The sequence below is a fragment of the Croceicoccus sediminis genome (genome assembly GCF_007570835.1).
Lineage (GTDB): Bacteria > Pseudomonadota > Alphaproteobacteria > Sphingomonadales > Sphingomonadaceae > Croceicoccus > Croceicoccus sediminis.
Genome location: NZ_SUNC01000001.1, coordinates 1,028,782 through 1,053,859, shown reverse-complemented (window position 1 = coordinate 1,053,859; position 25,078 = coordinate 1,028,782). Strand labels below are relative to the sequence as shown.

At 60.2% G+C, this 25,078-nt stretch carries 23 protein-coding genes and 1 pseudogene; 12 read left to right on the top strand and 12 right to left on the bottom strand.

Features of this window, described 5'->3' with window-relative positions; all coding sequences use genetic code 11:
- Positions 1-66: 66 nt before the first annotated feature.
- The 4 genes from FAX90_RS04940 (at position 67) to FAX90_RS04925 (ending at position 3,822) form a co-directional block, all read left to right on the top strand.
- The gene (locus FAX90_RS04940; RefSeq protein ID WP_240704725.1) at positions 67-1,158 is read left to right on the top strand and encodes a type IV toxin-antitoxin system AbiEi family antitoxin; all 1,092 of its coding nucleotides are present in this window, start codon (positions 67-69) and stop codon (positions 1,156-1,158) included.
- Positions 1,155-2,012, top strand: a complete 858-nt coding sequence (locus FAX90_RS04935; protein ID WP_144096052.1) for a nucleotidyl transferase AbiEii/AbiGii toxin family protein — start codon at positions 1,155-1,157, stop codon at positions 2,010-2,012. Before FAX90_RS04940 ends, FAX90_RS04935 begins: the two co-directional genes overlap by 4 nt.
- Positions 2,013-2,021: 9 nt before the next feature.
- Positions 2,022-2,888, top strand: a complete 867-nt coding sequence (locus tag FAX90_RS04930) for a restriction endonuclease (RefSeq protein WP_144096050.1) — start codon at positions 2,022-2,024, stop codon at positions 2,886-2,888.
- Positions 2,889-3,369: 481 nt separating this feature from the next.
- Positions 3,370-3,822 (top strand): hypothetical protein, encoded by a 453-nt coding sequence (locus tag FAX90_RS04925; RefSeq protein WP_144096048.1) that lies wholly within the window; start codon positions 3,370-3,372, stop codon positions 3,820-3,822.
- Positions 3,823-3,965: 143 nt separating this feature from the next.
- On the opposite strand, the gene FAX90_RS04920 is transcribed toward FAX90_RS04925, so the two are convergent.
- The 3 genes from FAX90_RS04920 to FAX90_RS04910 form a co-directional block, all read right to left on the bottom strand.
- Positions 3,966-4,427, bottom strand: a complete 462-nt coding sequence (locus tag FAX90_RS04920) for a hypothetical protein (protein WP_144096046.1) — start codon at positions 4,425-4,427, stop codon at positions 3,966-3,968.
- A 169-nt stretch (positions 4,428-4,596) separates the two neighbouring features.
- Positions 4,597-4,803, bottom strand: coding sequence for a hypothetical protein (locus FAX90_RS04915; RefSeq protein ID WP_144096044.1), 207 nt, complete (start codon positions 4,801-4,803; stop codon positions 4,597-4,599).
- A 196-nt stretch (positions 4,804-4,999) separates the two neighbouring features.
- Positions 5,000-5,680, bottom strand: a complete 681-nt coding sequence (locus FAX90_RS04910; protein ID WP_144096042.1) for a rhomboid family intramembrane serine protease — start codon at positions 5,678-5,680, stop codon at positions 5,000-5,002.
- 190 nt (positions 5,681-5,870) lie between these two features.
- Between FAX90_RS04910 and FAX90_RS04905 the strand changes: the two genes are divergently transcribed.
- Positions 5,871-6,335, top strand: a complete 465-nt coding sequence (locus tag FAX90_RS04905) for a WapI family immunity protein (protein ID WP_144096040.1) — start codon at positions 5,871-5,873, stop codon at positions 6,333-6,335.
- A gap of 302 nt (positions 6,336-6,637) precedes the next feature.
- Here FAX90_RS04905 and FAX90_RS04900 read toward each other — a convergent pair whose 3' ends face one another.
- From FAX90_RS04900 to FAX90_RS04880, 5 genes are all read right to left on the bottom strand, one after another.
- Positions 6,638-8,035: an aromatic ring-hydroxylating oxygenase subunit alpha gene (locus FAX90_RS04900; protein WP_144096038.1), complete on the bottom strand. Its 1,398-nt coding sequence runs from the start codon at positions 8,033-8,035 to the stop codon at positions 6,638-6,640.
- A 23-nt stretch (positions 8,036-8,058) separates the two neighbouring features.
- The gene (locus tag FAX90_RS04895) at positions 8,059-8,886 is read right to left on the bottom strand and encodes an SDR family NAD(P)-dependent oxidoreductase (protein ID WP_144096036.1); all 828 of its coding nucleotides are present in this window, start codon (positions 8,884-8,886) and stop codon (positions 8,059-8,061) included.
- Positions 8,887-8,936: 50 nt separating this feature from the next.
- Positions 8,937-9,431: a VOC family protein gene (locus tag FAX90_RS04890; protein ID WP_144096035.1), complete on the bottom strand. Its 495-nt coding sequence runs from the start codon at positions 9,429-9,431 to the stop codon at positions 8,937-8,939.
- Entirely contained in the window at positions 9,428-10,816 is a 1,389-nt protein-coding gene (locus FAX90_RS04885; protein ID WP_240704724.1) for an aromatic ring-hydroxylating oxygenase subunit alpha, read from the bottom strand. Before FAX90_RS04885 ends, FAX90_RS04890 begins: the two co-directional genes overlap by 4 nt.
- 171 nt (positions 10,817-10,987) lie before the next feature.
- Positions 10,988-11,698 carry a TetR/AcrR family transcriptional regulator gene (locus FAX90_RS04880; RefSeq protein WP_240704723.1) on the bottom strand — a complete coding sequence of 237 codons (711 nt, stop codon included), beginning with the start codon at positions 11,696-11,698 and terminating at the stop codon, positions 10,988-10,990.
- Positions 11,699-11,785: 87 nt separating this feature from the next.
- Here FAX90_RS04880 and FAX90_RS04875 point away from each other — a divergent pair, with 87 nt between their 5' ends.
- The 3 genes from FAX90_RS04875 to FAX90_RS04865 all read left to right on the top strand — a co-directional run bounded on the left by FAX90_RS04875 (position 11,786) and on the right by FAX90_RS04865 (position 14,252).
- Positions 11,786-12,655 carry an SMP-30/gluconolactonase/LRE family protein gene (locus FAX90_RS04875; RefSeq protein WP_144096033.1) on the top strand — a complete coding sequence of 290 codons (870 nt, stop codon included), beginning with the start codon at positions 11,786-11,788 and terminating at the stop codon, positions 12,653-12,655.
- Positions 12,655-13,446 (top strand): enoyl-CoA hydratase/isomerase family protein, encoded by a 792-nt coding sequence (locus tag FAX90_RS04870; RefSeq protein WP_144096031.1) that lies wholly within the window; start codon positions 12,655-12,657, stop codon positions 13,444-13,446. Before FAX90_RS04875 ends, FAX90_RS04870 begins: the two co-directional genes overlap by 1 nt.
- 407 nt (positions 13,447-13,853) lie before the next feature.
- On the top strand, positions 13,854-14,252 hold the full coding sequence (locus FAX90_RS04865) for a VOC family protein (RefSeq protein ID WP_144096029.1): 399 nt from the start codon (positions 13,854-13,856) through the stop codon (positions 14,250-14,252).
- A gap of 153 nt (positions 14,253-14,405) precedes the next feature.
- Here FAX90_RS04865 and FAX90_RS04860 read toward each other — a convergent pair.
- Together FAX90_RS04860 and FAX90_RS04855 are read right to left on the bottom strand one after the other, a co-directional pair.
- Positions 14,406-15,037, bottom strand: a pseudogene (locus tag FAX90_RS04860) (tyrosine-type recombinase/integrase).
- Positions 15,038-15,151: 114 nt separating this feature from the next.
- Positions 15,152-16,927 (bottom strand): sigma-54-dependent Fis family transcriptional regulator, encoded by a 1,776-nt coding sequence (locus FAX90_RS04855; protein WP_144096027.1) that lies wholly within the window; start codon positions 16,925-16,927, stop codon positions 15,152-15,154.
- 208 nt (positions 16,928-17,135) lie between these two features.
- Between FAX90_RS04855 and FAX90_RS04850 the strand changes: the two genes are divergently transcribed.
- The 4 genes from FAX90_RS04850 to FAX90_RS04835 are packed head-to-tail and all read left to right on the top strand — an operon-like array spanning position 17,136 to position 22,712.
- Positions 17,136-19,622 (top strand): TonB-dependent receptor, encoded by a 2,487-nt coding sequence (locus FAX90_RS04850; RefSeq protein WP_144096848.1) that lies wholly within the window; start codon positions 17,136-17,138, stop codon positions 19,620-19,622.
- A gap of 3 nt (positions 19,623-19,625) precedes the next feature.
- Positions 19,626-20,669 (top strand): aromatic ring-hydroxylating oxygenase subunit alpha, encoded by a 1,044-nt coding sequence (locus FAX90_RS04845; RefSeq protein WP_144096025.1) that lies wholly within the window; start codon positions 19,626-19,628, stop codon positions 20,667-20,669.
- Positions 20,666-21,625, top strand: a complete 960-nt coding sequence (locus tag FAX90_RS04840) for a PDR/VanB family oxidoreductase (RefSeq protein WP_144096023.1) — start codon at positions 20,666-20,668, stop codon at positions 21,623-21,625. Before FAX90_RS04845 ends, FAX90_RS04840 begins: the two co-directional genes overlap by 4 nt.
- Positions 21,626-21,644: 19 nt before the next feature.
- The gene (locus tag FAX90_RS04835; RefSeq protein ID WP_144096021.1) at positions 21,645-22,712 is read left to right on the top strand and encodes an aromatic ring-hydroxylating oxygenase subunit alpha; all 1,068 of its coding nucleotides are present in this window, start codon (positions 21,645-21,647) and stop codon (positions 22,710-22,712) included.
- A 37-nt stretch (positions 22,713-22,749) separates the two neighbouring features.
- Here the strand turns inward: FAX90_RS04835 and FAX90_RS04830 are convergent, their stop codons facing one another.
- A complete protein-coding gene (locus FAX90_RS04830) occupies positions 22,750-24,396 on the bottom strand; it encodes an AMP-binding protein (RefSeq protein ID WP_144096019.1) in 1,647 nt (548 codons plus the stop codon).
- Entirely contained in the window at positions 24,347-25,078 is a 732-nt protein-coding gene (locus FAX90_RS04825; protein ID WP_144096017.1) for a lipoyl protein ligase domain-containing protein, read from the bottom strand. The genes FAX90_RS04830 and FAX90_RS04825 overlap by 50 nt, the downstream gene beginning before the upstream one ends.

Sequence of the window (25,078 nt, the reverse complement as noted above, 5' to 3'; positions counted from 1 at the left end):
TATTGGCGATTTCGACAATCCGTTGAAAATGCTTTTCGGATGAAAGCGGCTTGCGTTTTTCACTAGATGAACTATTTCAACGTTTCGATGAACAGGCACGAAACAGTGAAAATAGAGAACGAGGCCGCCCGCGTCTTCGAAAAGCTCCTTCGGGACATTCCGCGCCTCGAAATGATGCAGGTGGAGCGGGAAGCGGCCATCGGGCGAGACGAGCAAGTCGATATCATCGTTACGGCTCACTACGCCGACAAGCCATTGACCTTCGTGATCGAGGTCAAATCCAACGGGCAGCCTCGCATGATGCAGAGCGCCGCCTTACAACTGAAACATTACATCGATGGCCAGGACGATGACTTCGTGCCCGTTGTAATGGCCCCTTACATGTCCGCGCTAGCCCGTGACGTGTGCCGCCGTGAGGGGGTGGGATATGTCGACTTTCTCGGCAACGCCCATATCGCGGTCGATACGATCTTCATCGACCGCCAAGTGGCCGAACGGCCCAAACCCGAGCGGCGCGCCCTGCGGTCCTTGTTCAAACCCAAATCGGCTCGGATATTGCGCATGCTCCTGCACGACCCGCGCCGTAGCTGGCGGGTCGCCGAGCTTGCCGAAGAGGCCAAGGTCAGCATCGGACACGTGAGCACGGTGGGCTCAGCTCTGCGCGAACGGGGCTGGGCCGAAATGGGGGGCGCGGGTTTGACGCTCACCGATCCCGACGACCTGCTGGAAAGCTGGGCGGATTCCTACGAGCCGCCACAGGGAGAAGAGGTCCGTCGATACTCCCACCTGCAAGGCAAGGCTCTCGCCGATCGCCTCCGCTCTCTTCCGATGAGTGGGGGACGGGCCGTTCTGGCGTCCTACTCTGCAGCGGATTGGCTCGCGCCGTACGTGCGTCAGCAGACGACCTATCTCTACGCCGACGAAGCGGGGTTCAACGCACTCGCTAGCGGGCTGGATCTGGCGCCGGCAGCAAAGGGTGCCAACGTCGTCGTACGCATTCCCGACGAGGATGGCGTGCTCGACGATGTCGTCGAGGTGTCCGACGGCATTTTCGCGACCAGCCCGGTCCAGACCTATCTCGACCTGATGAACGCCGGCGAGCGAGGCCAGGAGGGGGCGCAACACCTGCGCGCCAAACTTTTCGAGTGGAACGCATGAACGAGGAACCGCAAGTCGCCGGTCAGTACGACGACCGGACCACCTCCGCCATTCGCTCGGTTCTGGTGGAAATCGGCCAGACCTTGGGGAGCTACCGCGGCAAGTTTGCGGTGGTGGGCGGCGCGGTCCCCTGGCTGCTTCTCGAAAAGAGCGAAATGCGCCACGTCGGCACTGCTGATATCGATCTCAGTCTCGATGCCGCAGCGCTCGCCGAAGACGAGCAATATGCGGGGTTGGTCGAGGCGCTACGCGATCAAGGTTATGAGACCCGCGAAGAGCTTCGCAATTTCCGCATGGTGCGGACTGTCGAGGCGAATGATGGCGGCGCGGCGATCGATGTGGTAGTCGATTTCCTGCGGCCGTTCGATGCCGTCATTGCGAAGACCAAGCCGCCGATAACGACCGATTTCGCGACTCAGCGCGCCTATGGCGCCGATCTGGCAGCGCACTTCTACAAACTCGTGGCGATCGAGGGCGACATGCCCGATGGCGGTCGCAACACGGTCCAGATCGCGGTTGCCTCGATCCCGGCCCTGCTGGCGATGAAAGGCTATGCGCTCGACGGCCGAACCAAGCAGAAGGATGCCTACGACGTCTATTTCTCGATCCGGAATTATCCGGGCGGCGTCGAGGCTCTGGTCGAGGAGTGCAAGCCGCTGCTTGAATACGAAAGCGGCCAGGAAGGTTTCCGGCACGTTGCTGCGAAGTTCAAGGATGTCGACGATTTCGGCCCGACCTGCGTCCGCAGGTTCGTAGAAGATTCAGATGTTCTCGGCGAGCGCAGTCTCGACGAGTGGCAGCAGGATGCCTTCGGCCAGGTCGATGCCTGGGCGCGAATGATGGGCCTAAGGTAAGCGTGTGCGATGAGCAGCCTGCGGCCGATCGATTTCCGAACCATTGAGGAGCTCGTTGAGTTCGTCCGCGGACGCGGCTACGTGCTCGACTTCTCGGACGCGACATTTTCCGAATTCTTCGCCGTCGAACTCGACGTCGATATCGATGACCCGGTCTATGCCGAAGGCGGAACTTCGAAAGGCAAACGCCTGCGGTGCTTTTTGTCCAAGGTCGACAACGCGACTGCGGCGCGCACCTTGCAGGCGCTTAGCGAGTATCGCCGCGAGCATCTCTACTCGACTGGGAACGAAGATCCTGTTGCGAACGCCGAGGGCCGCTTGCTCGGCATCATCCAGCGCCTGAATGGCGAGACGTCCGGCGTGGCGGACGAACAGCCCAAGCGGGCGTTCAACACCGCGCAGCTCGCCGACCTGCGGCGCGAGCTCTACGGTCTTCGCGATCTGGCTCCGCACCCGCGCGGCTATGCGTTCGAGGACTTTCTCAAGCGCGCGTTCGATCTGTTCGGCCTCAAGGCGCGCGAACCGTTCCGCAATATCGGGGAACAAATCGACGGCAGCTTCCTGCTCGATGATCAGATCTATCTGCTCGAAGCCAAGTGGACGCGCGATCCGATCGGCATCGCCGACCTCCACGCGTTTCACGGCAAGCTCGATAAGGCGGCATGGACCCGGGGAGTGTTTGTCAGTTACGGGGGCTTCACTAGCCAAGGTCTGACTGCGTTCGGCTCAGCGAAGCGGATGATCTGCGTGGAGGGGCGGGACATCTACGATGCGCTCGAGAAGCAAATCCCGCTCGCCGATCTCCTGCGCGCCAAGGTTAGGCGTGCCGCTGAAACGGGCCATCCTTTCGTTCCCATCGCGCAGCTCTTTTTCTGAAAGAAAGGCCAGAAAGAGGGCGAGGTCGGATGGATCAGGAAATGCCGGGTCCGGAGCGGCCTCGCCCCGATACTCGAACTGACGCCGTCGCCGCGGAATACCGGCCACTATTCTTTTGAGATGCCGGGCGGGTACGAGACGCCATGCACGAGGTTGAACTCCCGCGATTTCTCAACGAAGCCGAACCGCCCGCTCACTGTGTCGATCGGGCGGCGATATAGGTTGCCGGGAACGGCGGAGTTGTCTGGGCCGGATCGCGGCCGAACTGACCAACCAAATGAATGACCGTTTCCGGGATCGCCAAGATTGCCGCGGAACGTCTTGGACCAGGGCGCATAGCTGCCTAATGGCTTAGCGCCTGGCGAATGGTAGCTTTTCTTGATCCGACGTCTGAAACCGGACAGGCAGCACACGACCCATTGCGGACATGAAGGTGCAACGCTAAATCATCCTCATGCGGCTCTTTCGGTCCACCAAGTCGATGGCGCAGGCCGAGGTCATGAAGGCAGCGAGCCTTCTCGCGCCGATGCTAGACTTAGATGAGCCTGAGCAAGTGGCCGTCCTCCAGAGTCACGGTTTTGGCGAGGGAGAAGCTTGGAGGCTGATCAATCTCCTGCCGATAGCTTTCAGCAGGCCGGTCTTAGAGAAGCTTGGGGTGAGCAATTTTTCCGACACGGTGGAGGCTGTAGGACAAAACGGCAAAGTCGTAAGAGCGAAGCTAGAGCATCAGCCAGAGTATCTCGGGGCTATCAAACTTGCTCGCGAGCATTACGCGCGCGGCGTGATGGACCACAATGTGTTTAAGCGCATCGTTTTGAGCGCCTCGGAAATCGATGCTGTCAGCAACGCGCTTAACGCGGGGTATGACATATGTGGGGCAGCCGTTGCGACCGTCCTCAATGGGAAAGAGGTTGCGGGTCATCTTATTCGCTGAGTGTCCGCTAACCACCCCAAACCCGCCGTTCCTACATGGCGCGGCGCTTTCCAAGAGCCGACAGGCCGCTTTTGCGTTATCCGATCCACAAGCGGACTGTCCGCTGGCGGCGACATTGCGGACATTTCCTCGCACCGTGTTCGCTAGGATGGCGCGGATGCTGAGCGGATGGAGTTAGGTAAAAGATCACCGCCCCTGTCTAAGCACATCATGTTGCTTGAACGACATTGATTGGTCGCTTCGCCGGTAATCACCACATAACCGCCCTTGTAAAAATAGGCGCGCAAGTCGAAAAATGAGGACTGCGAGCCGGGCCCAATCGAGACAGAAGGATGATCGGGGAATGGAAAGCCCGCTACGTCAGTAGCCCCCTCATCGAACGCGGCGCGAATATCTGACATTGCGCGATCCACGTCGTCTGACTCCGCCTTATTGCGGTAGAGCCTGCAACTGAGCGCCTCACACTCACCAAGATATCCTGTCACCATGACCGACTGGCCGTTCAGTTGATCGATCTGTGCAATGAATTCTTCGACTGTAAGCGGCTGATTTGACGTGGAGCTGCCACACGCTGCCGTCGCAAGCGCGAGAAGGAGACCAAACATGGGTCGCAAGAGTGAAGCTGCCACCATCTTTCAAGCATACCGCCCGCAATGTCCGCTTCCCACCCCAATCCTGACATTCGCAACGGCTGGCGAATGTCCCACTAGAAGACTGGCAGCTTAGAGCGATCTTGGTCCAGGAGCGGACATTCGGCTAACGACCCATTGCGGACTATGGGCGCTGTCCATCACTACGGCGAAAACGAATAAGGTCGCCATCCTTCACAAATCTCGATGTTGCGCCGTTACTGCGAATGTCTTGCCAAGCCAGCTTGCGACATTCTGCGTTCCGATTGATGCGCTGTGCTATGAGCTTTCGCACTTCGGCGTCGGCAAAGATCAAGTCATGAGCGCCCTGAATAGACACATCGAACTTCATCCGTGTCGCCTTGACCAACTCGATCCAATCTCGGTTTCGTATGCCCATAGCGTTTTGTGGTTCGCACATGACAGGGCAGCTTCCCACCCCAATCCTGACATTCGCAACGGCTGGCGAATGTCCCACAAGCAGACTGGAAGCTTAGAGCGATCTTGGTCCAGGAGCGGACATTCGGCTAACGACCCCCTTCCGGACATCATTTGGTCGAAACCCGACTGGACGTTAGATATGGTGCAAGAAGCAGTCCTGCCAGAAATCCTCCGGCGTGGGCTTCCCAAGCCACCCCGCCTGATCGACCAGCAATGAGTGGCGGCAATGCAAATATCAAGAAAAGCCAGAAATGATCTTTAATCAGCTGCCAGACTACGTCGACCATATCTCTTGAGAACAATGGTACGAAACTCTCACCATCATCGGGCAGACGTACGAGGAATCCGAGCAAACCGTATATTGCCCCTGATGCACCTAGCATCGGTGTCGCATTCCATTGATGGATGATCAGAAAAGCTAACGCGCCAGCAATTCCAGCAACCTCAAAAATGAGCAGAAATTTCCACCAAGCTTGTCGGACGCCTCCGAGTTTCTGGACGACAAGCGCAGCAATGGAAAAGAGGGCAAGGCTATTCATCACGATATGAGCAATTGATCCATGCGCAAACATGTGGAGTTGAAGTACCCAGATCTTCCCTTCGACCAATGCCTCTCTAGAGACCGCCCATCCGATCATGCCGCCTTCTTGAAAGAAGCAAGCGATGAATGCATAGGCTATGGGAATGAGAACTACCGTGCCAGGCACGTAGTCTTCCCAAGGAACTATGGGTTGAGCATCGAACTCATCTCGGCCCTCATTTGACTGCGCATCTAAGTTAGAAGTCATAGCGGCCTGATAACGGCATTATGATGAGACGAAAGGCTAACGTCCGCTTTCCCACCCCAACAGAGACATTCAGGGAGGTTGGCGAGCGCCCCACTAGCAGACCGGCAGCTTGGAGCGTTTTTGGCCCAAAACCGGACCAGCGGCTAACGACGACATTGCGGACATCAGGAGGCACGGCTACGCGGACGTGGTGAGAGACGAGCCGACAGCAGCTTTCAACGGGACCAACGGTTCATTGCGGATCGGTGTCGAGCGCTACCAATTCCCAGACATTGTAGATGATGAATGGGACTCGAACTGGCTCATCGTGGCCGGTGAAGCCGATCTCGACGGAAGGTCATGGTCGTTTCGAGACCCGTGCCTTACCACGTTTGAGGTCGAACGCCTTGCCAACTGGCTTGATGGCATCGCCGTCCACGAGCCAGTCCGATCGATCTGTGGGTTCACTGAACCAAATCTCGAGTTTGAATGCGTGTCGGACAAGTCAGTACGGATTTCCTTTTCGATGGAGGCTTTGCCGCCGTGGGCGCCGCCCGACAGCGATGTTGGCGACATCGGTTTCGAGGTGCCTATCGACAATGCGCTGTCGGCTACAGCCTCCTGTCTACGACGTATGCTTTCGCGATTTCCTATTCGCGCGGGGAACGTCCGCTAACCACCCCAAACAGAGACATTCAGGGAGGTTGGCGAGCGCCCCACTAGCAGACCGGCAGCTTGGAGCGTTTTTGGCCCAAAACCGGACCAGCGGCTAACGACCCGATTGCGGACACTAGCGGTCCGCAAATCGATGCCGTAGCAAACTGGCTATGCAAGATGGTTATTATGGTCCGACGCCAGACGCTGTAGCTACAATCAATCACCTGCTGGCGCTCCCTTGTCCGGTTTGGTGCGCCATAAATTGACGTTCAGTGGGAAATCGAAATCGGTAAGTGCGCAAAGCCAGTCTAGGTTGCCAGGTCAGCGGTCCAGATAGCCCATCATGGTATCGTGGAAATGCCGGATGCGGATTTCCTGATAGTTCCCCAACTGCACCTCGCCGCTCTTCGAACAGTGCAGCCCTTCCTGCACAAAGGGCAGGTTGTCCATGTCCTGTTCGAACACGTCGGCCAGCACGCCAAGTTCGGGCGCCTCGGTCCATTTCTGGTCGATCGTAAGGAATTTCAGCGGCGCGCCATGGGGCTTCGGCTCACCCTTCTTCACGCGGGCTAGGATGCGGACTTCCATGACGCACGTATCGGGCGTTTTTCCGGGGAACCAGCGATAGACGATATTGGGCATGAACCCGGCCCAGGGCGCGAAGTTGGGAAAGACGTTATAGACTAGCCCGTCCAACAGTTCTGCATCGGTCGCGTCTTCGTGATCGTATCCGGTCTGCTCTGTATAAAGCTCGCGCATCTGCGCGCCCAATGCCTGCCGCGCGGTCATCCCTTCGGGCACGGTGATTGCCATCGGGTCGGCGTTCTGTTCGTAGTTGTCGGCGCTGCGGCCATTGAACTTGACGAACTCGTCGACGATCCACTGCTCGCCCTTGCCCTCGGTGATGTGGGGGCTGGTCACGCCAAAGGGCGTGAAGTTGGCGTTCACGTTGTCGCCCCAGGTCCAGTAGGCCGCGTTGCAGTCGCCGGTGAACGGTAGCAACTGGGGATGGGTGACCACGGTATGCCAGGCTTCCATGAAAGCCTCCATCGTCACTTTCCAGTTGGCCGCGACTTCCTTGGCGACGCGCATGACGGTCACGCATTCCTCGTGCCGCCACCGCTTGAAATGCTCTGGCAGCGGGGCAAGGTATTCCTCGAGGCTGGGCCCGCCCTTTTCCTCGCGCAAGAAGATGTATCCACCCCACCGGCCCACTTCGGCTTCGGGCAGGTCCATGTTTCTATCGGCAAGGTGCGGGAAATCCCACTGGCACGGCGCGTGATTGAACGAACCGTTCTTGCCCCATGTGAAGGCATGGAAAGGGCAGGTGAAACGCTCGGCGTGGCCATCTTCTGTCCGCAGCTTGCGGCCGCGGTGCAGGCAGACATTGTGCATGGCCCGGACCGAACCGTCGTCCTGCCGGGACACGATGAAGGACCGGCCGACATTCTCGTAGATCACGAAGTCGCCCGGTTCGGGCAGGTCTTCCTCGCGCGCGGCAAATTGCCAGACATGGGGCCACATCTTCTCGCGCTCCAGCCGGGCGAATTCTTCGCTGGTGTAGCGGCTGGCGGGGATCGGATCGGACCCGCGGTAGGCGTAGCTTTCCTCGGTCAAGGAGGCGGGCGGAGTGCGGGAATCGGTTTTCATCAGCTCGGACCAGCTGATGCCCTCGCTGCGATCCTCGCCCCAGCCGGCGTCCTGCGACTTCAGATCCATGACGATGTCCTTCTGCCCCGCTCTCAATATTTGACGTTGCGCGTGAAGCCGCCATCGACGGTCAGGTTCACGCCCGTGATCCACGACGCCCGTGCAGAAGACAGGAACAGGACCGCATCGGCGATCTCCTCCGGCCTGCCGAACCTTCCCGCGGGATGCTTGTCGCGGTTGGCGGCGAAGTATTCGGGCATCTCCTTTTCGAGGAAGCCCCAGCTCCCGTCCTCGATATAGACCGGCCCCGGACCGACGCAGTTACAGCGGATGCCGTCCTTCATGTAATCGATGGAAAGCTGATGCGTGTAGTTGATGAGCGCAGCCTTCATCGCCCCGTAGCTGAGGCCGGCTTCGCCGAACGCATGGTTCTCGATCGCGGTGATCGTCGACATCTGGACGAAAGCGCCCTGTCCCGATTTCTTCAGATGCGGGAGTGCGGTGTCGAACATGGCGACTGCCGACATCAGGTCGACGTTGTAGTTGATGTCCCACCCCTTGCGGCTGCGCGGGATGCCGCCAAGTGCGCTGGCGTTCGATACGACGATGTCGATGCCCCCCATTTCGGCAGCGGCCTTTTCGACCCAGTCGGTCACCTGCTCGAAATATCCGCAATCGACGGCGGATCCGTAAACTTCACCCTTGCCGGACAGTGCCTCCAGCGCATCCTCGACCCCGTCACCGCTCAAGGGATTGGCAAAGACGCTGGCATCGCTTGGATTGCCTTCTGAGCCTTTGGCGCGTCGCCCGCAGAACGATACGATCGCCCCTTCGTCAAGAAACGCCTCGACGATCTTGCGCCCGATGCCGCGGGTGGCGGCGCTTACGATTACTTTCTTGCCTTCAAGCTCCAGATCCACCGGGGCCTCTCCTCATCCGTGTTTCACAGGCGCACCGCACCGCCCCTAGTTCAGTTGGGCTTGATCAGGTCGTTGTCGTGAATTTCCAGGATTTCGAACACGTTGCCGAAGAAGTCGCGCCCGTAGGTGGCGGAAAAACCCGATTTCCGGCCTTCCTTGTCGGTGACGATAGTCGTCAGGTCGGGCGGAGTATGGAACGTCAGGCCTGCCTCGATCATCCGGTCGTAGGTCGCCTGAATGTCGTCTACCTCGAACCCCACGTGGGTATAACCATACCGGTTGACCGGACGGGCCGGGTCCGCGTCCGGTGAGCGCGGGCTGGTATATTCGAAGCACTCTATCTGCACGTTCTTGAGCCGTGCGATGAAGGTCTTGGCTGCGGAGTCTTTAAGTCCCACGATGGCGTCGATCCACGGATTGCCCGCTTCCCAGTCGGCCGCACTGATCTCTTCCGCGCCCAGCAGGTCGATGTAGAAACGACGCGCTATGGCGATGTCCGGCACGCTCATGCCGACATGGTGCACGCCCCTGATCGGTACGGTCATGATGATGCTCCTGCTGATGCTTCGGCCATGTATTCGCCCAGCGTCCGGTGGAAGTGCCGGATGCGCGATTCCTGGTAGATCGAGAGCGTCTCGGCCCCCTTGCCACTGGCGTACATGCCCTCGCGTTGGGCCCGCATGATGTCGGTGTCCTGGTCGAGCACGCTGGCAAGGAACGGGTCCATGCTTTCGAGGCTGGCGAATTCCTCGTCCTCGCCGATCTCCTCGACTTCGGCGACTTCGTAGTTGCCGTCGCGCGGCCTTGGATGAAGCACGTACTGATCGAAGATCGCGCGGTCGCGGTCATGCCCGTCAGGGCGGAACTGCTGGACAAGGCACAGGCCCGGCGCGGGATAGATCATGATGTTCGGAAAGACATGGTACTTGATGGAATCGATCATTTCCGGAACCGAATGGCCCGAGTAGTCGAGATCGAATTCGGCTTTCATCCGTTCGCGAAGCTGCTGCGCCATGACCCAGCGTGCGGTCTTGCCTTCGGGCACGGTCGCACGGTCGCCCACCATCTTGCCGTCACCGACCAGCATCATGTCGAGCAGCTCCTGCTCGCTCATGCTGGTCCGCGCGGTGGGACTGGCCGTTCCCATCGCGCACAGATCGCGGCTGACGTGGCGCGAGAATATGTCGTGCTGCATGTTGTGATCGCCGACGACGTTGGTCATCTCGGGATGCACATAGGGCGTGTGATAGGCTTCCATGAAAGCCTCCATCGCAACCTTCCAGTTGCCGGGCAGATGCTTGCGCACGTGGGTCGCGACGTACCAGCCGCGCAGATCCCAGTTGCGAAAATGGTCGGGCAGCACTTCGAGATAATCTTCGAGCGGCGGGGCGTCGGCGTCGAAGTTCACGAAGACCATGCCGTTCCAGCTTTCGACGCGCAGTTCGGCAAGCCCTGCCTTTGATCGGTCGAGTTGCGGGAATTCGAAATCGCAAGGGATGGATTTCAGCGATCCGTCGAGGTTCCACTGCCAATTGTGAAACGGGCAGGTGATGTCTGACGACCATCCGCAGGAACCGGACGGTTTCAGCTTCGTGCCCCGGTGCAGGCAGGAATTGTAGAAAGCCTTGAGCCCCGTTTCGGTCCGAACGATCACGGCTGACAGGCGGCCAATGTCATAGACGAAAAAATCGCCCGGCTCTGCCAGGTGTTCGTCGCGACAGGCGAATTGCCAGACGCGCTTCCACACCTGCTCGAACTCGCGATCGAAGAAGGACTGGTCGATGTACCGCGCAAAAGGAATGTCGCCCAGATCCTGCGCGGGATTGCTCTGCTGCGCCAGGACCGGGGGCAGGGTTCCGTCGCGTGACGCGACATCGGCCCACGTGTTGCCGGGATAGCGCTCTTTCATGAGCTGCTGCACATCGATCATTGACCAGGTCCTCTCGAGTGCGCCATATTGAACGTGAATATGACGTCATGTTCATTTTTGTGAGAGGATGATCCAACGCGCGTTATGGGTCAAGACCGTAAATCGCCAAGGGCGGGCGCTACTCAGGCGTGCGCGGTCGTGCGCGGTGCGGGGCGTCTTGCGATCAGGCCGTCACTCGGGAATTCGCAGGTAACGCAGCGCCATCAGCAAGGCCTGCCGCGCAAATTCCATGTCGGTGATTTTCAACCCACGTCCCATTTCGCCGCCCGCCGGAAGTTCCGACCAGACGACCGCGCCGCGAATGATCGAATGGGCATAATGCACTTGTTGGCGCAGTTCTTCAGGGTCGCGTTCCGGCAATTTTTCGACCAACCTGTCGGCGATCAGCCCGGCCACGATCTCGTTCGCCGCGCTCTGATCGTGATGCGTGCCGGGGTCTTCCAGCCGTCGCCGCTCGATCAGGCGCAGCAAGCCAGAATCCAGCGTGAAGGCGCTGAACACGATATCGAGGTGCAACTCTACAAGTTCGCGAGGAGTTGCTGCCAGCGCGGCTTCCGACGTGCAAAGTTCGGCGATCTCCCGCATTCGGCAGCGGCGGTATCCTTCGACAATGGCGGCAAGCAGCGCGTCCTTGTCCGCAAAGTGCTTGTAGACGGTGCCCACCGGCACTTCGGCCTCTGCCGCGACGTCGGCCACGCGGGTCGCATCGAACCCACTTTCGGAAAAGAGCTTGAGCGCCGCGACGATGATTCGGCCAAGCGCGTCGCGACTGCGCTGCTGGCGGGGTTTTTCGAATACCTCGCTGCCTTCCATCCAGCGGATGGGGTCGCCCTCAAACGTAATGGTGCCGAAGGCGGCGCTCGGGTCGCGGTGGATGGTCACATCCCGGCGTTAGCTGCGCTGCCTGCAATTTGCCAGCATGGTAGAGCGAAACGGTCTGTGCAGACATGAAGCAACAAGAACACGGTGATGGAGAAGGATGTGCACGAAACTCTGGCAGAGGGGTTCGAATTCGTCGAGGCGCCGCGCGTTTCCCCCGAAGGCGACGTCTGGTTCAGCGACCTGACCGGCGGCGGCGTCTATCGCAAGCCCCCCGGACAGGATGTCGAGACGATGCTTCAAGGACGCCTGTGGGTCGGCGGCATCGTGTTCGACAGGTCGGGTGCGGTTCTTTGCAGCGGGAAGGGCGGCATCGTCGCGCTGAACCCTGAAACGGGCGCGGTCAAGACCGTGCTCGACACGCTGGATGGCAAGCCCATCGTCGCCGTGAATGACATGGAAGGCGACGGCAGGGGCGGTTTCTTTGCCGGAACGATCGACTTCGACGCCATCCTCGCCCGTGGCGAGGCCCCCGAACCGGGGCAATTCTTCCACATGGATGCGGCGGGCAGGATCACGATCCTGCGCCGCGATGTCTTTGCCACCAACGGCATCGCGCTCAGCCCTTGCGGACGCTGGCTGTACCATTCGGAAACCAGCAGGGGCATCTGGCGCTATACCATGGACGACGACGGATTGCCCGGCGAAGGCATTTTGCTCGCCCCATTTGAGGACAGCGATGGGCTGGCGCTGGATGCGGAAGGGTGCCTGTGGGTGGCGTGCTGGGCCAGTGGCACTCTCGTCCGTATATCGGCAGACGGGGAGCGTCTGGGAACCTTCCACTACGGTTTTCCCCACCTCGTCAGCCTCGCTTTCGATTCCGCCGATCCGCGCTGCCTCTATGTCTCGACCGGAGGAAATGCCGAGAAGCCTGCCATGGGCGGGATCATCGCGGTGAACCTCGACGTCGAGGGGCTATGCGGCGCCCCGACATCGCTCGACATGCTGGAGAAGGCGTGATGATCACATGTGAAATTCTGGACGATGGTATCGCCGTCGTCACGCTGGACCGTCCTGACGCAGCCAATGCCTTGACCTTGCCGATGGTGGCGGACCTGCGCGGCAAGATCGCCGACTTGCAAGGTGATCCGGGTGTCCGGCTGCTGGTCCTGACCGGGCGGGGCAGGGTGTTTTGTGCCGGTCTCGATCTCAAGGAAGTGCTGATGGGCGACGATGCGCCGGTCGGACCGATCGAGAACATGGACCTGCAGGAACGCTTTGCTTCGCTGATGCGCGAAATCGCCGAAAGCCGCTTTCCCGTCATTGCCGCCGTGAACGGCGCGGCAGTGGGCGCAGGCATGGGCATTGCGCTGGCCGCCGACATCCGGGTTGCAGCGACAAGCGGCAAGTTCCTGGTCGGTGCGGTGAAAGTCGCGCTAAGCGCGGGAGAATGCGGGATCAGCTATCACCTGCCGCGCCTGATCGGTGCGGGACGGGCGTTCGAAATTATGCTGACCGGAAGGCCGGTCGACGCCAAAGAAGCATTCCAAGTAGGCCTCGTGACCACGCTTTGCGAACCCGACGATCTTGGCGAGATGGCATTGAAACTGGCACGCCAGATAACGGCGAACAGCCCCTATGCGGTGAAACACACCAAGCAGGTGATGCGAACGAACCTCGAGGCCGCGAGCCTGCAGGCCGCCCTTGAGTTGGAAAACCACGTCCAGTGCCTGGCCCTGGGAACCGCCGACTTCAAGGAAGCCTGCGAGGCCTTCGCGCAGAAACGGCCACCAAGATTCAACGGGGCTTGATGCGGCAAGAACAGGCCCGTGTCGCTTAAGCTCGAAAGTGCGCGACAGCTTGAAGCGAGAGACCGACTACCACCAGTTTGGGTGATCGCAATGTCGAGAATGTGCGTTCTAGTTGTCAGACACCGCCCAATTGGGTTTTTGGAGCCAATAATCATTTGGGCAAACGAACGGCAGCTTTCAGATGATGTGATCGATGGCTCGAACGTCTGAAATTGGGGCGCAAAGCTGCCTAATGGCTTACGGTCTGGCGAATGGTAGCTTTTCTTGATCCGACGTCTGAAACCGGACAGGCCGCACACGACCCAATTGCGGACATTCCGAGGGCCGGGGGTGACTGCGGGTTACGTGCCTGTTAGGTGAGACCGCTAATGGCGATCGGAAGTTGATCAGCCTTCAGGAGAGTATGCGTGCTTTTTCACACCATGGTCGGATCGAACGACATTGAACGATCCAAGCGCTTCTACGACACGGTGCTCGGCATCTTGGGTGCAGGGGAAGGTACGCGGAACATCGCCGACAGCGGCCATACACGTCTGATCTACAATAACGGCAACGGAACCAACTTCATTGTCAGCCAGCCGATCAACGACGAACCGGCAAGCGTCGCCAACGGCAGTACCGTCGCCTTTTCCTGCGACTCGCCCGAGCAGGTGAAGCAGCTTCACGATACCGCCATTGCCGCTGGCGGAACCTCGATCGAAGCTCCACCCGGACCGCGCGAAACTGCATCTATGGGCACCATCGAACTGGCCTATTTTCGTGATCCCGACGGCAACAAACTGTGCGGAATTCATTTTCCTGCCTGATCCGTCCTGCACGGGTCTGCTTCTAAACCTAGCGGACCTCGATCATGCGATCCCGTGAATGTCGACTTTCCACCCCAATCTCGGCCGTCCGACCGCGCTAGCCAGATGCCTTAAAGCGGTCGACCGAAGGTCAACGGCCGACCGCTCGATAAGTTAGATTTCGGTGCGCTCTGCCAAGAGCAAGGCGTCTTTGACATCCACACCGAGATAGCGGACCGTGTTCTCGATCTTCGTGTGACCCAGCAAGATCTGAATAGCCCGAATGTCGCCGGTGGCCCGATAGATCATCGCGGCCTTTGTCCGGCGAAGCGAGTGCGTCCCGTATTCGGACTTTCGAAGCCCAATAGCAGTCACCCATTCGTCGACGAGGCGGGCATACTGGCGCGTGCTCATGTGTCCGGCATGATCGACCCTGCTTGGGAAGAGATAATCCCCCGTTGACCACCGCGTCGTTCTAGCCAGGCTATTAACGTCGCTCGCACGTCGGATGTGAGCTCGAACTGCACTGGTCGGTTAGTCTTCTGCTGAATTACGGTCGCACGATTGCGAATATCAGCGCCGGCAACCACGTCGCCAATCTTTATCTTCACCAAGTCGCAGCCGCGCAATTTGCTATCGATGGCGAGATCGAAGAGCGCCTTGTCCCTCAATCGTCCTTCGCGATCTAGGTGAAAGCGGATCGCCCATATCTGTTTCTGCGTCAGCGGGCGTTTGGTGCCGACATTCTTGCCAGCATTCCAGGCCACGCGCCTCTGCATGGCAGGGTCAAATCGTGAATATCCCATTGTCTTTCTCCTCGGCCGTGATTGGCCGATCAAAGAGCAACCGAAGAAGGCGAAAATCTGGGCCGGAATGAAAGCTGACAATGGTGGTTTGAGCCGGATTTTTTTCTTCTACATCTAATCTTTCGGGATATTTCCAGACTGCTCCGAATGCTTTCTGATCCAATAGTTGAGTTGTGATCGCGACATCTTGAGCTGGCGGGCTGCCCCCGACACGTTGCCGTTGCTGCGACGCAAGGCTCCGGCGATTGCCACATCGACCAGTTCGTCCTTCGAAAGACCTGATTGCGCGATAGCTTCATCGATGCCGTTGCCTTCGCAGCCACGCACGCGGTCCAACACGAACCTCCAGAAGGGATTGTCAACGCGCCCCCCGTGGTCGTTTATCGCTGCCGCGCGTGACATCGTGAGATGATGAATGTCGATCGCCTCGCCGTCGTCTGCGAGAATGACTGCGCGTTCGACCAGGTTTTCCATCTCGCGCACGTTTCCGGGCCAGGCATATTCGTGAAAGTGCCTGACCAGCGAATCCGTAAACCCTCGGATCTCCCGCTCATGTCGCTCGCACATCTTGCGCAGGAAGTGATTGGCGAGGAGGGGAATGTCTTCCTTACGCTCGCGTAGTGGGGGGATGTGGATCGGGAATGTCGTGATCCTGTGCAGCAAGTCGGCGCGAAATTTGCCAGCCTGGACGCTGTCATACAGATCGTCATTTGTCGCCGCGACCAAGCGGACGTTGGCGGTAAGGACCTTGTTCGCTCCGACCCTTTCGTATTCGGATTCCTGCAGAACCCGTAGCAGCTTGGCCTGCGCGCCAAGCGAAAGGGTCGCGATCTCATCCAGAAACAGCGTTCCGCCTTCGGCGCGTTCGAACCGTCCTGCACGCGCGGATTCCGCGCCGGTAAAAGCGCCGCGTTCGACCCCGAACAATTCGGCCTCCAGCAGTGTTTCCGGGATCGCGGCGCAGTTCACGCTGATGAGCGGGCCATCGGCGCGGTCGCTGCGTTTGTGGAGTTCGCGGGCGAATACTTCTTTACCCACGCCGCTTTCCCCGGTGAACAGCACCGGCGCCTTCGTTCGTGCGACCCTGTCCACCAGATGCAGGGCAAGGTTGAAGCCCGCCGAAGCACCGACGATGCTGCGCGAACCGATCCGCAAATCCCCGCGTGACTTTCCGCGGTTCTTCGTTTTCGAGGAAGTGTTTGTGCGCTCTGCATACTCTTCGGCGCGGAACCAGCGGGCTTCTTCGTCGGCGTTTTCCCACTCCTCGGCCGGCTTGCCGATCAGGAAGCACTTGTCGTGCCCCATTGCGATGCATTGCAGTTCGCGAAAGATCATCGGCCGTCCGAAAAAGGCCGAGGCATAGCCCGATGCGTACCCGACCTGCTGCCATCCGCCGGGGTTGGGGCCGATCCCGATCGCATCTCGGTGGGCGCAGCATTCGGCCGAATTGTGCCAGTAATATTCGCTGTAGAAAGTGCCCTCGGCATGGTCGGCGCGAAAGACGATGGGTTCGACTTTGACCGAGCCTTTCAGGGCGTGAAGCTGGGGCCCGACGGCAAAGCCTGCGAATACGTCCTCTTCCTTGCGCAGCGACCTGGCGAGTTCCGCATCGGCCGCGCCCATGCCGTACCCCATGCGTGAGGCAACGCCGCGGGCCCTTTCGTAGCCGAGCGCCGAGATAAGCTCACGCCTCATGCTGCCGAGTCCGCGATTGTCCGTGAGGACCATGCGTTCACCGTTGAGCGTGATTTCCGCGCTGTCGGGATCGAAATGAAAACTGCGCCGAAGGTCGTCGAACGACGGTTCTGTCATCTCCTTCATGCGCGCGACGGTCGCGTCGGCTGCGGCATCTTCCTGGCGTTGCCAGATCGGGGAATTGTCCGACTGCATGCCCACCTCCCTTGTTTGTTTTTATCAATTTCTCCTGTTTGATTTCAAACATTCCGATTGCCGTCAAGCATGCCAAGGCCGCGCAATCGCCTCAAAACCGTGTCTTAGGACAAGCTGGCACGCTGTTTGCAGAACGGCTCTCCGTCACCGCCAAGGTGTCCACGAGAGGTTTCGAAAGAAGCCCGGATGAAGAACGGAGAAGAGGATGATGAGGAAGGCAGCGTTTGCCGGCGCGTCGGTGCTGGCACTGGTTTCGACCGCAGCTTTCGCCCAGGATGCAGAGGACGCCAAGCAGCGCCCTCCGCAGGCGGGCGGCATTCAGGAAATCGTCGTGACCGCGCAGAAACGCGCGGAAAATGTCCAGGACGTGCCCATTGCGATCACGGCCTTTGCCGGTGATGCCTTGCAGGAACGCGCGGTTGCCGATGTCTCCAGCCTGTCGAACATTTCGCCCAACGTCACCCTCGATGCCGGTTCACCCTTCTCGGGATCGTCCTCGGTGCTCACCGCCTATATCCGTGGGATCGGGCAGAGCGATTTTGCCGCGAACTTTGATCCTGGTGTCGGCGTTTACCTGGACGGGGTTTATCTGGCCCGTACCGTGGGGGCCAACCTCGATCTTCCCGATGTCGAACGTATCGAGGTGCTGAAAGGGCCGCAGGGCACGCTGTTCGGCCGCAACACGATCGGCGGCGCGATATCCATCGTGACGCGCGATCCGGGGCCGGACTTCGCCTTTCGCGGTGACGTGACGACAGGGCGGTTCAACCGGCTCGACATCAATGCGACCGTTGACCTGCCCGTCTCGGACGATCTTTCGCTGGCCATCACCGGGTCATCGCGTAGCCGCGACGGATATCAGAAGCGGATACCCTTTCCCGGTGCCGAAGCTTTCCAGAACGACGTCGATTCCGCGTTCCGCGCCAATGCCTATGACACGTCGTCGACTGGCGGTGGGCAAGGGCAATGGTCGCTGCGCGGCAAGGCATATTGGACCCCGACCGACCGGCTCTCTGTCCGCGTGACAGGCGATTACCTGCGCGAAGATGCCGATGCCACGGCCAATTCCGTCGTCGCGACGACAGCGGATAATCCCTCCACGCTCGGCTTCCTCTACAACACCTGCATCAACACACCGACCGACATATTGGGCGCGATCGGCCTTGGCGACCTGTGCGCAAGCCGTGGGACGCCGCTCAATCCGTCGGAAATGCTCGGCTCCATTGCGGGGGTGAATGTTGACGGCGACCCGTTCAATGATCGACTGACCTATAGCGATGCGTTTCTTACCGACGATGTTGATACCAGTTATGCGACCGGCGTGAACTTTTCGAAGATGACGGCCTGGGGCGCGTCGCTGACGCTCGATTACGAGCTGAGCGACTATCTCTCGGTCAAGTCGATCACCGGCTACCGCGATCTCGACTGGGGCACGGGACTCGACGCCGACGGTTCGCCGATCCGCATCCTCGAGTTTTCCTTCGGGCTCGAAAACTGGCAGTTCAGCGAAGAGGTGCAGCTGACAGGCGAGCTGTTCGATGACCGGCTGAAGTTCGTCCTCGGCGGCTATTATTTCAAAGAACGCAGCAAGCTCAACGACTACGTGACGTTCGACCAGGGGATCTTCGAGATTTTCGGTCCGAACGACATCCGCACGGAAAACTTCGCGTTCTTCGGCCAGGTCGATTTCGAGCTGAACGAACTGCTCTCGTTTACACTGGGCGGTCGTTACACCGACGAGGACAAGAGCTTCCTTGGCGGGCAGACCGACCTCAACGGGTTCTACTACAAAATTTCCGGCTGCACGACGTATGCCGACCCGTGCACGACGGCTCTGGGCTTTCCCGAAAGCGACGAGCCGCTGCGCTTTTTCGTGAACGAACGCCAGTCGCGCAAGTTCACCAACTTCTCGCCCAAGGTGGGCGTGCAGGTCCACCCCAGCGATGACGTCATGCTCTACGGTTCGTGGTCGAAGGGTTACAAGACCGGAGGTTGGACGACGCGTCTGTCGGCTCCGCTGACTTATGCGCCAGACTTCAATCCCGAAAAGGCAGAGAGCTTCGAGATCGGTGTGAAGTCGCAGCTGCTCGATCGCAAGCTGCAGCTCAACGCGGCGGCGTTCACCACGAAATACCGGGACATTCAGCTTAACTTCCAGCTGGGCATTTCGCCGACGATCCAGAATGCGGGTGATGCGCGGATCAAGGGTTTCGAGGTCGAAGCCGTCGCCGCGCCGGTTCCGGGGCTGACCATCAACGCGTCGGTCGGTCACACCGACGCCTACTATACCGATGTGCTGGCCGGTGCGGCGGTTGCGCCCAACGCCATTCAGGCCGGTGTTTTCGAAGGTGCGCCGCTGCCCAAGACGCCTAGCTGGAAGGCGAACATCAGCCCGCGTTACGAATTCTTCCTCGGCAACGGCGGATCGATCGTCACCCTGCTCGACTACACCCGGACCAGCAGCGTCTGGAACGACACCGAACGGGCCTACCTGCTGAAACGGCCGTCGACCGACATGTTGAACGCCAGCGTCACGTACGAGGCGCCTTCGGGCAACTGGAGCATGACGGTGGGCGGTACGAACCTGACGGACGACCGCTACCTCGTGACCGGCAATGTGCAGGCCGCCGGGGTGATCTTCGGAACCTATAACAAGCCTACCGAATGGTACGCGCGTCTGGGCGTGGATTTCTGAGCCGTGGCGGAAACATTCCTCAAGAACGCGTGGTATTGTGCCGGTTGGCGCGATGATGTGGGGCTCGGCCAGAAGGACCTGGTCGAGCGCCGCATCGCAGGGCAGAGTCTGCTGCTCTATCGCACCGCGGAAGGCGCGCTTGTGGCGATGGAGGACAGGTGCCCCCATCGCTCCGCCCCGCTGTCGCTTGGCCGCAAGGAAGGCGACGCGGTGCGCTGCATGTATCACGGCATGCTGTTCGGACCGGACGGCATTTGCCGCGCTGTGCCGGGTATGGCGCAGCCGCCGGAAGGCGCGCGCGTCCCCGCCTTCGCCACTTGCGAAAAGGACGGCTGGATCTGGGTCTGGATGGGCAAGCCCGAAGATGCGGACGAAAGCCTGATCTGCGAAGCCTACAGCCCGTACGATCCGGATCTCAACTTGCGTGCAAACTCGATCAGGATCGAGACGAACTATCGGCAGGAGATCGCCAATCTTGCCGATCTCAGCCACATTTCGTGGGTGCACGACGAGACTTTCGGCGGCACCGACGGATGGGCCTTCATCAAGCCGCGTCACAAGCGCCAGGCCCGTGGGATCGAGACCCGCTATGTCGTTCGCGACATTCCTTCTCCACGTTTCACCGCGCACATGTTTCCCAAGGAAGCGCGTTTCGACATCCAGGTTCACGTGCGCCTGACGGTACCGTGCAACTTCATTATGAATTTCCGCATTCACGAGGCGGACGGTTTGGAAAGCGGGGATGCGCAAGGCGCGCTGCTGCTCGACACTTATACCTCGCAGGCCGTGACCCCGCGGGACGAGGGGACGCTCGACTACTACTTCTCGTGGGGGACCAGCACGGAGACCGAGTTTCCGGGGGTCATCGACCTGATGTACCGGACCAACTTCGATGCCTTTCTCGAAGACAAGCGCATCCTCGAAGGGCAGCGCAGGCGTCAGCTCGAATATCCCGACGCGCCGCAGATCGACATCGTCCACGATGCGGGTCCGGGCCAGATGCTCTGGGTGCTGGACAAGCTGATCGCAGCGGAGAACCCGGCATGAGCGAGTGGATAGCAGTCCGCGTCGCCGAAAAGCGGGACGAGGCGCGCGACATTGCAAGCTTCGTACTGGAAAAGGCAGACGGTACGGACCTGCCGCACTGGGAGCCCGGCGCACACGTCGACGTCCGCCTGCCCGGCGATATCGTCCGCCAGTATTCCCTGTGCGGTCCGGCAGTAGACACGCGGAGATACCGCATCGGCGTCCTGCGCGATTCTGCAGGGCGGGGCGGGTCGCGGGCGATCCACGACGATGTGGCGGCCGGCGACACGCTGTCGATCAGCCCTCCGCGCAATCTCTTCCCGCTGGACGTGCAGGAGCAGGCGCTGCTTTTCGCGGGCGGCATCGGCATCACGCCGATCCTTGCGATGGCGCACCATCTTTCGGCCAAGGGCGACCGGTTCGATATGCACTATTGCGTGCGCAGTGCGGACCGCGCCGCCTTTGCCGACCAACTGGGCGGCGACGACTTCGCGGGCCGGGTCAGCCTGCACTGCGACGATGATCCGGATACCCGGCTGGACGTCGACGCCTTGTTGGGCGGCACTCCAGTCGTCGGCACGCATATCTACGTCTGCGGACCCGACGGGTTCATGGACCACGTCCTTAATGCCGCTAAGAAGGCCGGCTGGCCCGACAGCCAGGTCCATTTCGAGCGTTTTTCCGCGCCCGTTTCGCAACCCGGCGAAGACGGTGCATTCAAAATCGCGGTCGAAGGCAGCGACCGCGTGATCGAAGTGGCCGCCGGGCAAAGCGCGATCGATGCCCTTGCAGCAGCCGGGATCGAAATTCCGGTATCCTGCGAACAGGGCATCTGCGGAACCTGCCTGACCGACATTGCGGGCGGCATACCCGACCACCGCGACATGTTCCTGTCCGACGCGGAGAAAGCGGCGAACGATTGCTTCACGCCGTGTTGCTCGCGCGCGCTGACCCCCCGTCTCACCATACGTATCTGATTGAAAAGAGGCCAAAGCCATGAAAGTTCGTGACCGTTTCCTCAAGAAGGCCTGGTATGCGGCCGCCCTGTCCAGCGAAGTGAACGCGGCGGACCTTTTTCATCGCAAGATCCTTGGCAAATCGGTGATGATCTACCGCTTGGGCGACGGCACCGCGGTCGCGCTGCACGATCGTTGCCCTCACCGTTTTGCACCGCTCAGCATGGGCAAGCGTGTCGGCGACGAGGTCGCGTGCCCCTATCACGCGCTACGCTTCGACGGGCAGGGGCAGTGCACCCACAACCCGCACGGACAGGGCCACATCCCCAAGGCTGCAAAAGTCGACACGTTCCCCCTTGTCGAAAAGTACGGCTTTTTGTGGATATGGATGGATGAAAGTGAGGCGGACCTGTCGCTGCTCCCCGATTACTCGCCACTGGACGAAGGGCCGGAAACGGGTGTCGGCTTCACCTACATGAACCTGCCGGTGAATTACGAGCTGATCATCGACAACGTCATGGATCTTTCGCACATCGACCATGTCCACGGCGAGATCATAACGACGCGCGGCAAGCTGTCTCCGCTCGTGCCCAGGGTTCACGAAACCGATCGTACCGTATCGGCCCGCTGGGAATGGTCGCAGCAGCCCGCGATGATGATCTTCGCCCCGTTCCTGCCCAAGCCAGAGGAAGAGGCGCGCCAGTATTTCGACATCACGTGGAGCGCGCCGGCCAGTATTCAGCTGACCGTGGCGGCAACGCAGGAGCCGGAAGGGTTTGAGAACGACATCAACCAGTACGACCTGCATACCTGCACCCCGGCCGACGAACTGGAGACGCATTACTTCTTCGCCACGCGCCGCAACCACGTGGAAGACGACGCTGAATACAATGCTCAGAAGATCGCCGGGATGCATGCTGCCTTCGAGGACGAGGACGGGCCGCTGGTTATGGCGGTTCAGGCCGAGATGGGCGACGAGGATTTCTTCTCGCTGAACCCCGTTCTGATGAGCAACGACGTCGCACCGGTCAAGGTGCGCAAGCTGCTGACCCGGATGATCGAGACTGAGAACCATTCGTCGGGCGGACTGGCCGAGGCGACAGAATGAGCCCTTGGCGAGCTCCACGAATATCGACGCTGCTCGGTCAGGTTGCGCCGAAACGCTTTCGCAACGCGAAACGCTTGATCTTGCCACTGGGGGTTAGGGGCATCTCGGCAATGAAATGGATCTTACGTGGATAAGCGTGGCGGGCGAAGCGGTCCTTTACCCACTGCTGCAGTTCAACAGTAGAGGGCGCGCCGGAAGCATCGGTTAGAACAACGCAGGCTTCGAGCCTTTCTCCCATGACTTCGTCCGGAACGCCGAAGGCTGCCGAGGCGGCCACTCTCGGGTGATCGTTCAGCACGCTTTCGACCTCCTGCGGCCCGATGCGATAACCAGCCATCAGCACGATATCGTCGTCGCGGGCATAGAAAGTAATGAGGCCGTCCTCATCCATGCGGGCTGCATCGCCGGTGAGATAAAATCGTCCGCATGGCGAGAATTTCTCTTGAGTGGCCCTGGGCGCGTCGAGGTATCCCGCGAACCAGGCCAGGGGACTATGGTCGAGGCTCATCGCAAGCTTGCCGGTTTGGCCCGAAGGGGCAGGCTCTCCCTGCTCGTCCAGGATTACGGCCTGCCATCCCGGCATGGTCCGACCCATCGAGCCCGCTTTCGCTTCGTTCCGCAACAAGGGGTGGTGATGGTTATTGATCATCATCCCCGCCTCGGTCTGGCCATAGTGGTCGTGGATGCGCGTTCCAAAAGTTGCCATCGCCCATTCATCAAGGTCCGCGCCAAGCGGTTCTCCGGCGCTGGAAGCCTTTTTCACTTGCAACGCACCGGATGGCTCGCGGGTGCGCAGGGCGCGGTAAATCGTCGGCGCAGCGGCGAAGTTCGTCACGCCTTCTTCGGAAAGAACAGCCAGCGTGCGCTGCGGATCAAAACTACCGGGTAGCAGGATGGACCGCTGGCCCAGCAGGAGCGGGGCAACGATTGCGTAGTAGAGGCCATAGGCCCACCCCGGATCGGCTGCGCACCAGAATGTGTCGTCCGGTTCGATGAATAGCCCGAACTCGGCATAGGCGCGAATGCTGGCCAGCGCGCGCAGCGGCAGATCGACGCCTTTCGGATTGCCGGTCGTACCCGATGTGAATATGCGGATCATCGGCGCGGAGGCGGGCAGGTGGGCTGGATCTGGCGCGGGCGAACGCTCGCCGATGATCGAGGCGAGGCTGGTGAACCCGCCATTACTGCCATTCACGAAAACGGTGCGCGAAAGGCCGAGTTCTGCGATGATCGCTGGGTCGAGCTTTTCGACCTGACCGGTATCGACGATCACGGCTTTCGCCTTGCCGCCTTGCAACCGGTGCGTGACGGCAGGCATGCTGAAGGCCGTGAAAATCGGCATGACCACGGCGCCCAACCGCCATGACGCGACCAACGTGGCGACCAGTTCCGGGCTTTTGCCCATCAGCACGGCCACGCAGTCGCCAGGTCCGATCCCTCGTGCCGCCAACCCGCCGGCGATCGCGGCCGATAACCGATCCAGCCGGGCGTAGGTGATGTCCTCGCCCCCTATGAAGCGAAAGGCGACGTCGTCTGGGGCGTGTGAGGCGACCAGTAGGTCATGCAGCGACAGGTTATCGCCATCGTAAAGCGCGACGATATGCGCAAGGCGGTCAGCAATGACGGTCGGGGTATCAGGCAAGACACGTCTCCCTGTCGGTTCCGATTTCAGATAAGGCAGCATTGCCTAACAGTTCGGTCAGGCCGACATGGCTTTGTGCGCTGTAGTCCGCTTCGAAACCGAGAGCGCGTTCGACTTGCATGATCGCAGTGAGATCGCTTGCGATGAAGTGCAGCGATATCGAGGCGTGGGCAAGGACTGCCTGTCGCTCGCCACGCCGCATCACTAACGCTGCAGTGCCGGCCAGTTTTTTCCCATCGACTGCGAAATTGTGCCGCCCATCGCAATGAGCGCCCGAAACGCTGCGCATCTCTCCGACAAACCCCATGGAAGCGAACAGGCTGCCCAATAGATCGAGCAGCGGCCGGTAGGGCGCACGAGGCGCAGTATGATCGCCGGTCAGGATGAGTGTAAGGTTCGCGATGTGAGGTCCATGTGCGACACAGCGTCCGCCGGACTTTCTGAAGACCACGGGCATTCCCGCAAGCGCGGACGCCTCTCCAATGGCTGGGCTGTGCGCATGACGGCGCGGCAGAACCAGGCACGGCCTGTTTCGCCAAAGCCTCACCAGCTTCAACGGAGCACTCTCGCCTAGCGCCTGTTGCGCCATAACGATGTCCTCATCGACAGCAGCCTGCGGTTCGGCCAAGGCATCGTGAATGATCGCATCAGGCGCGATGCCGAGCAGTTTTGTGCCAAGGGCGTGAAACAACGCATCGCACCGTGTTTGGTCCTGTGCGTCCAT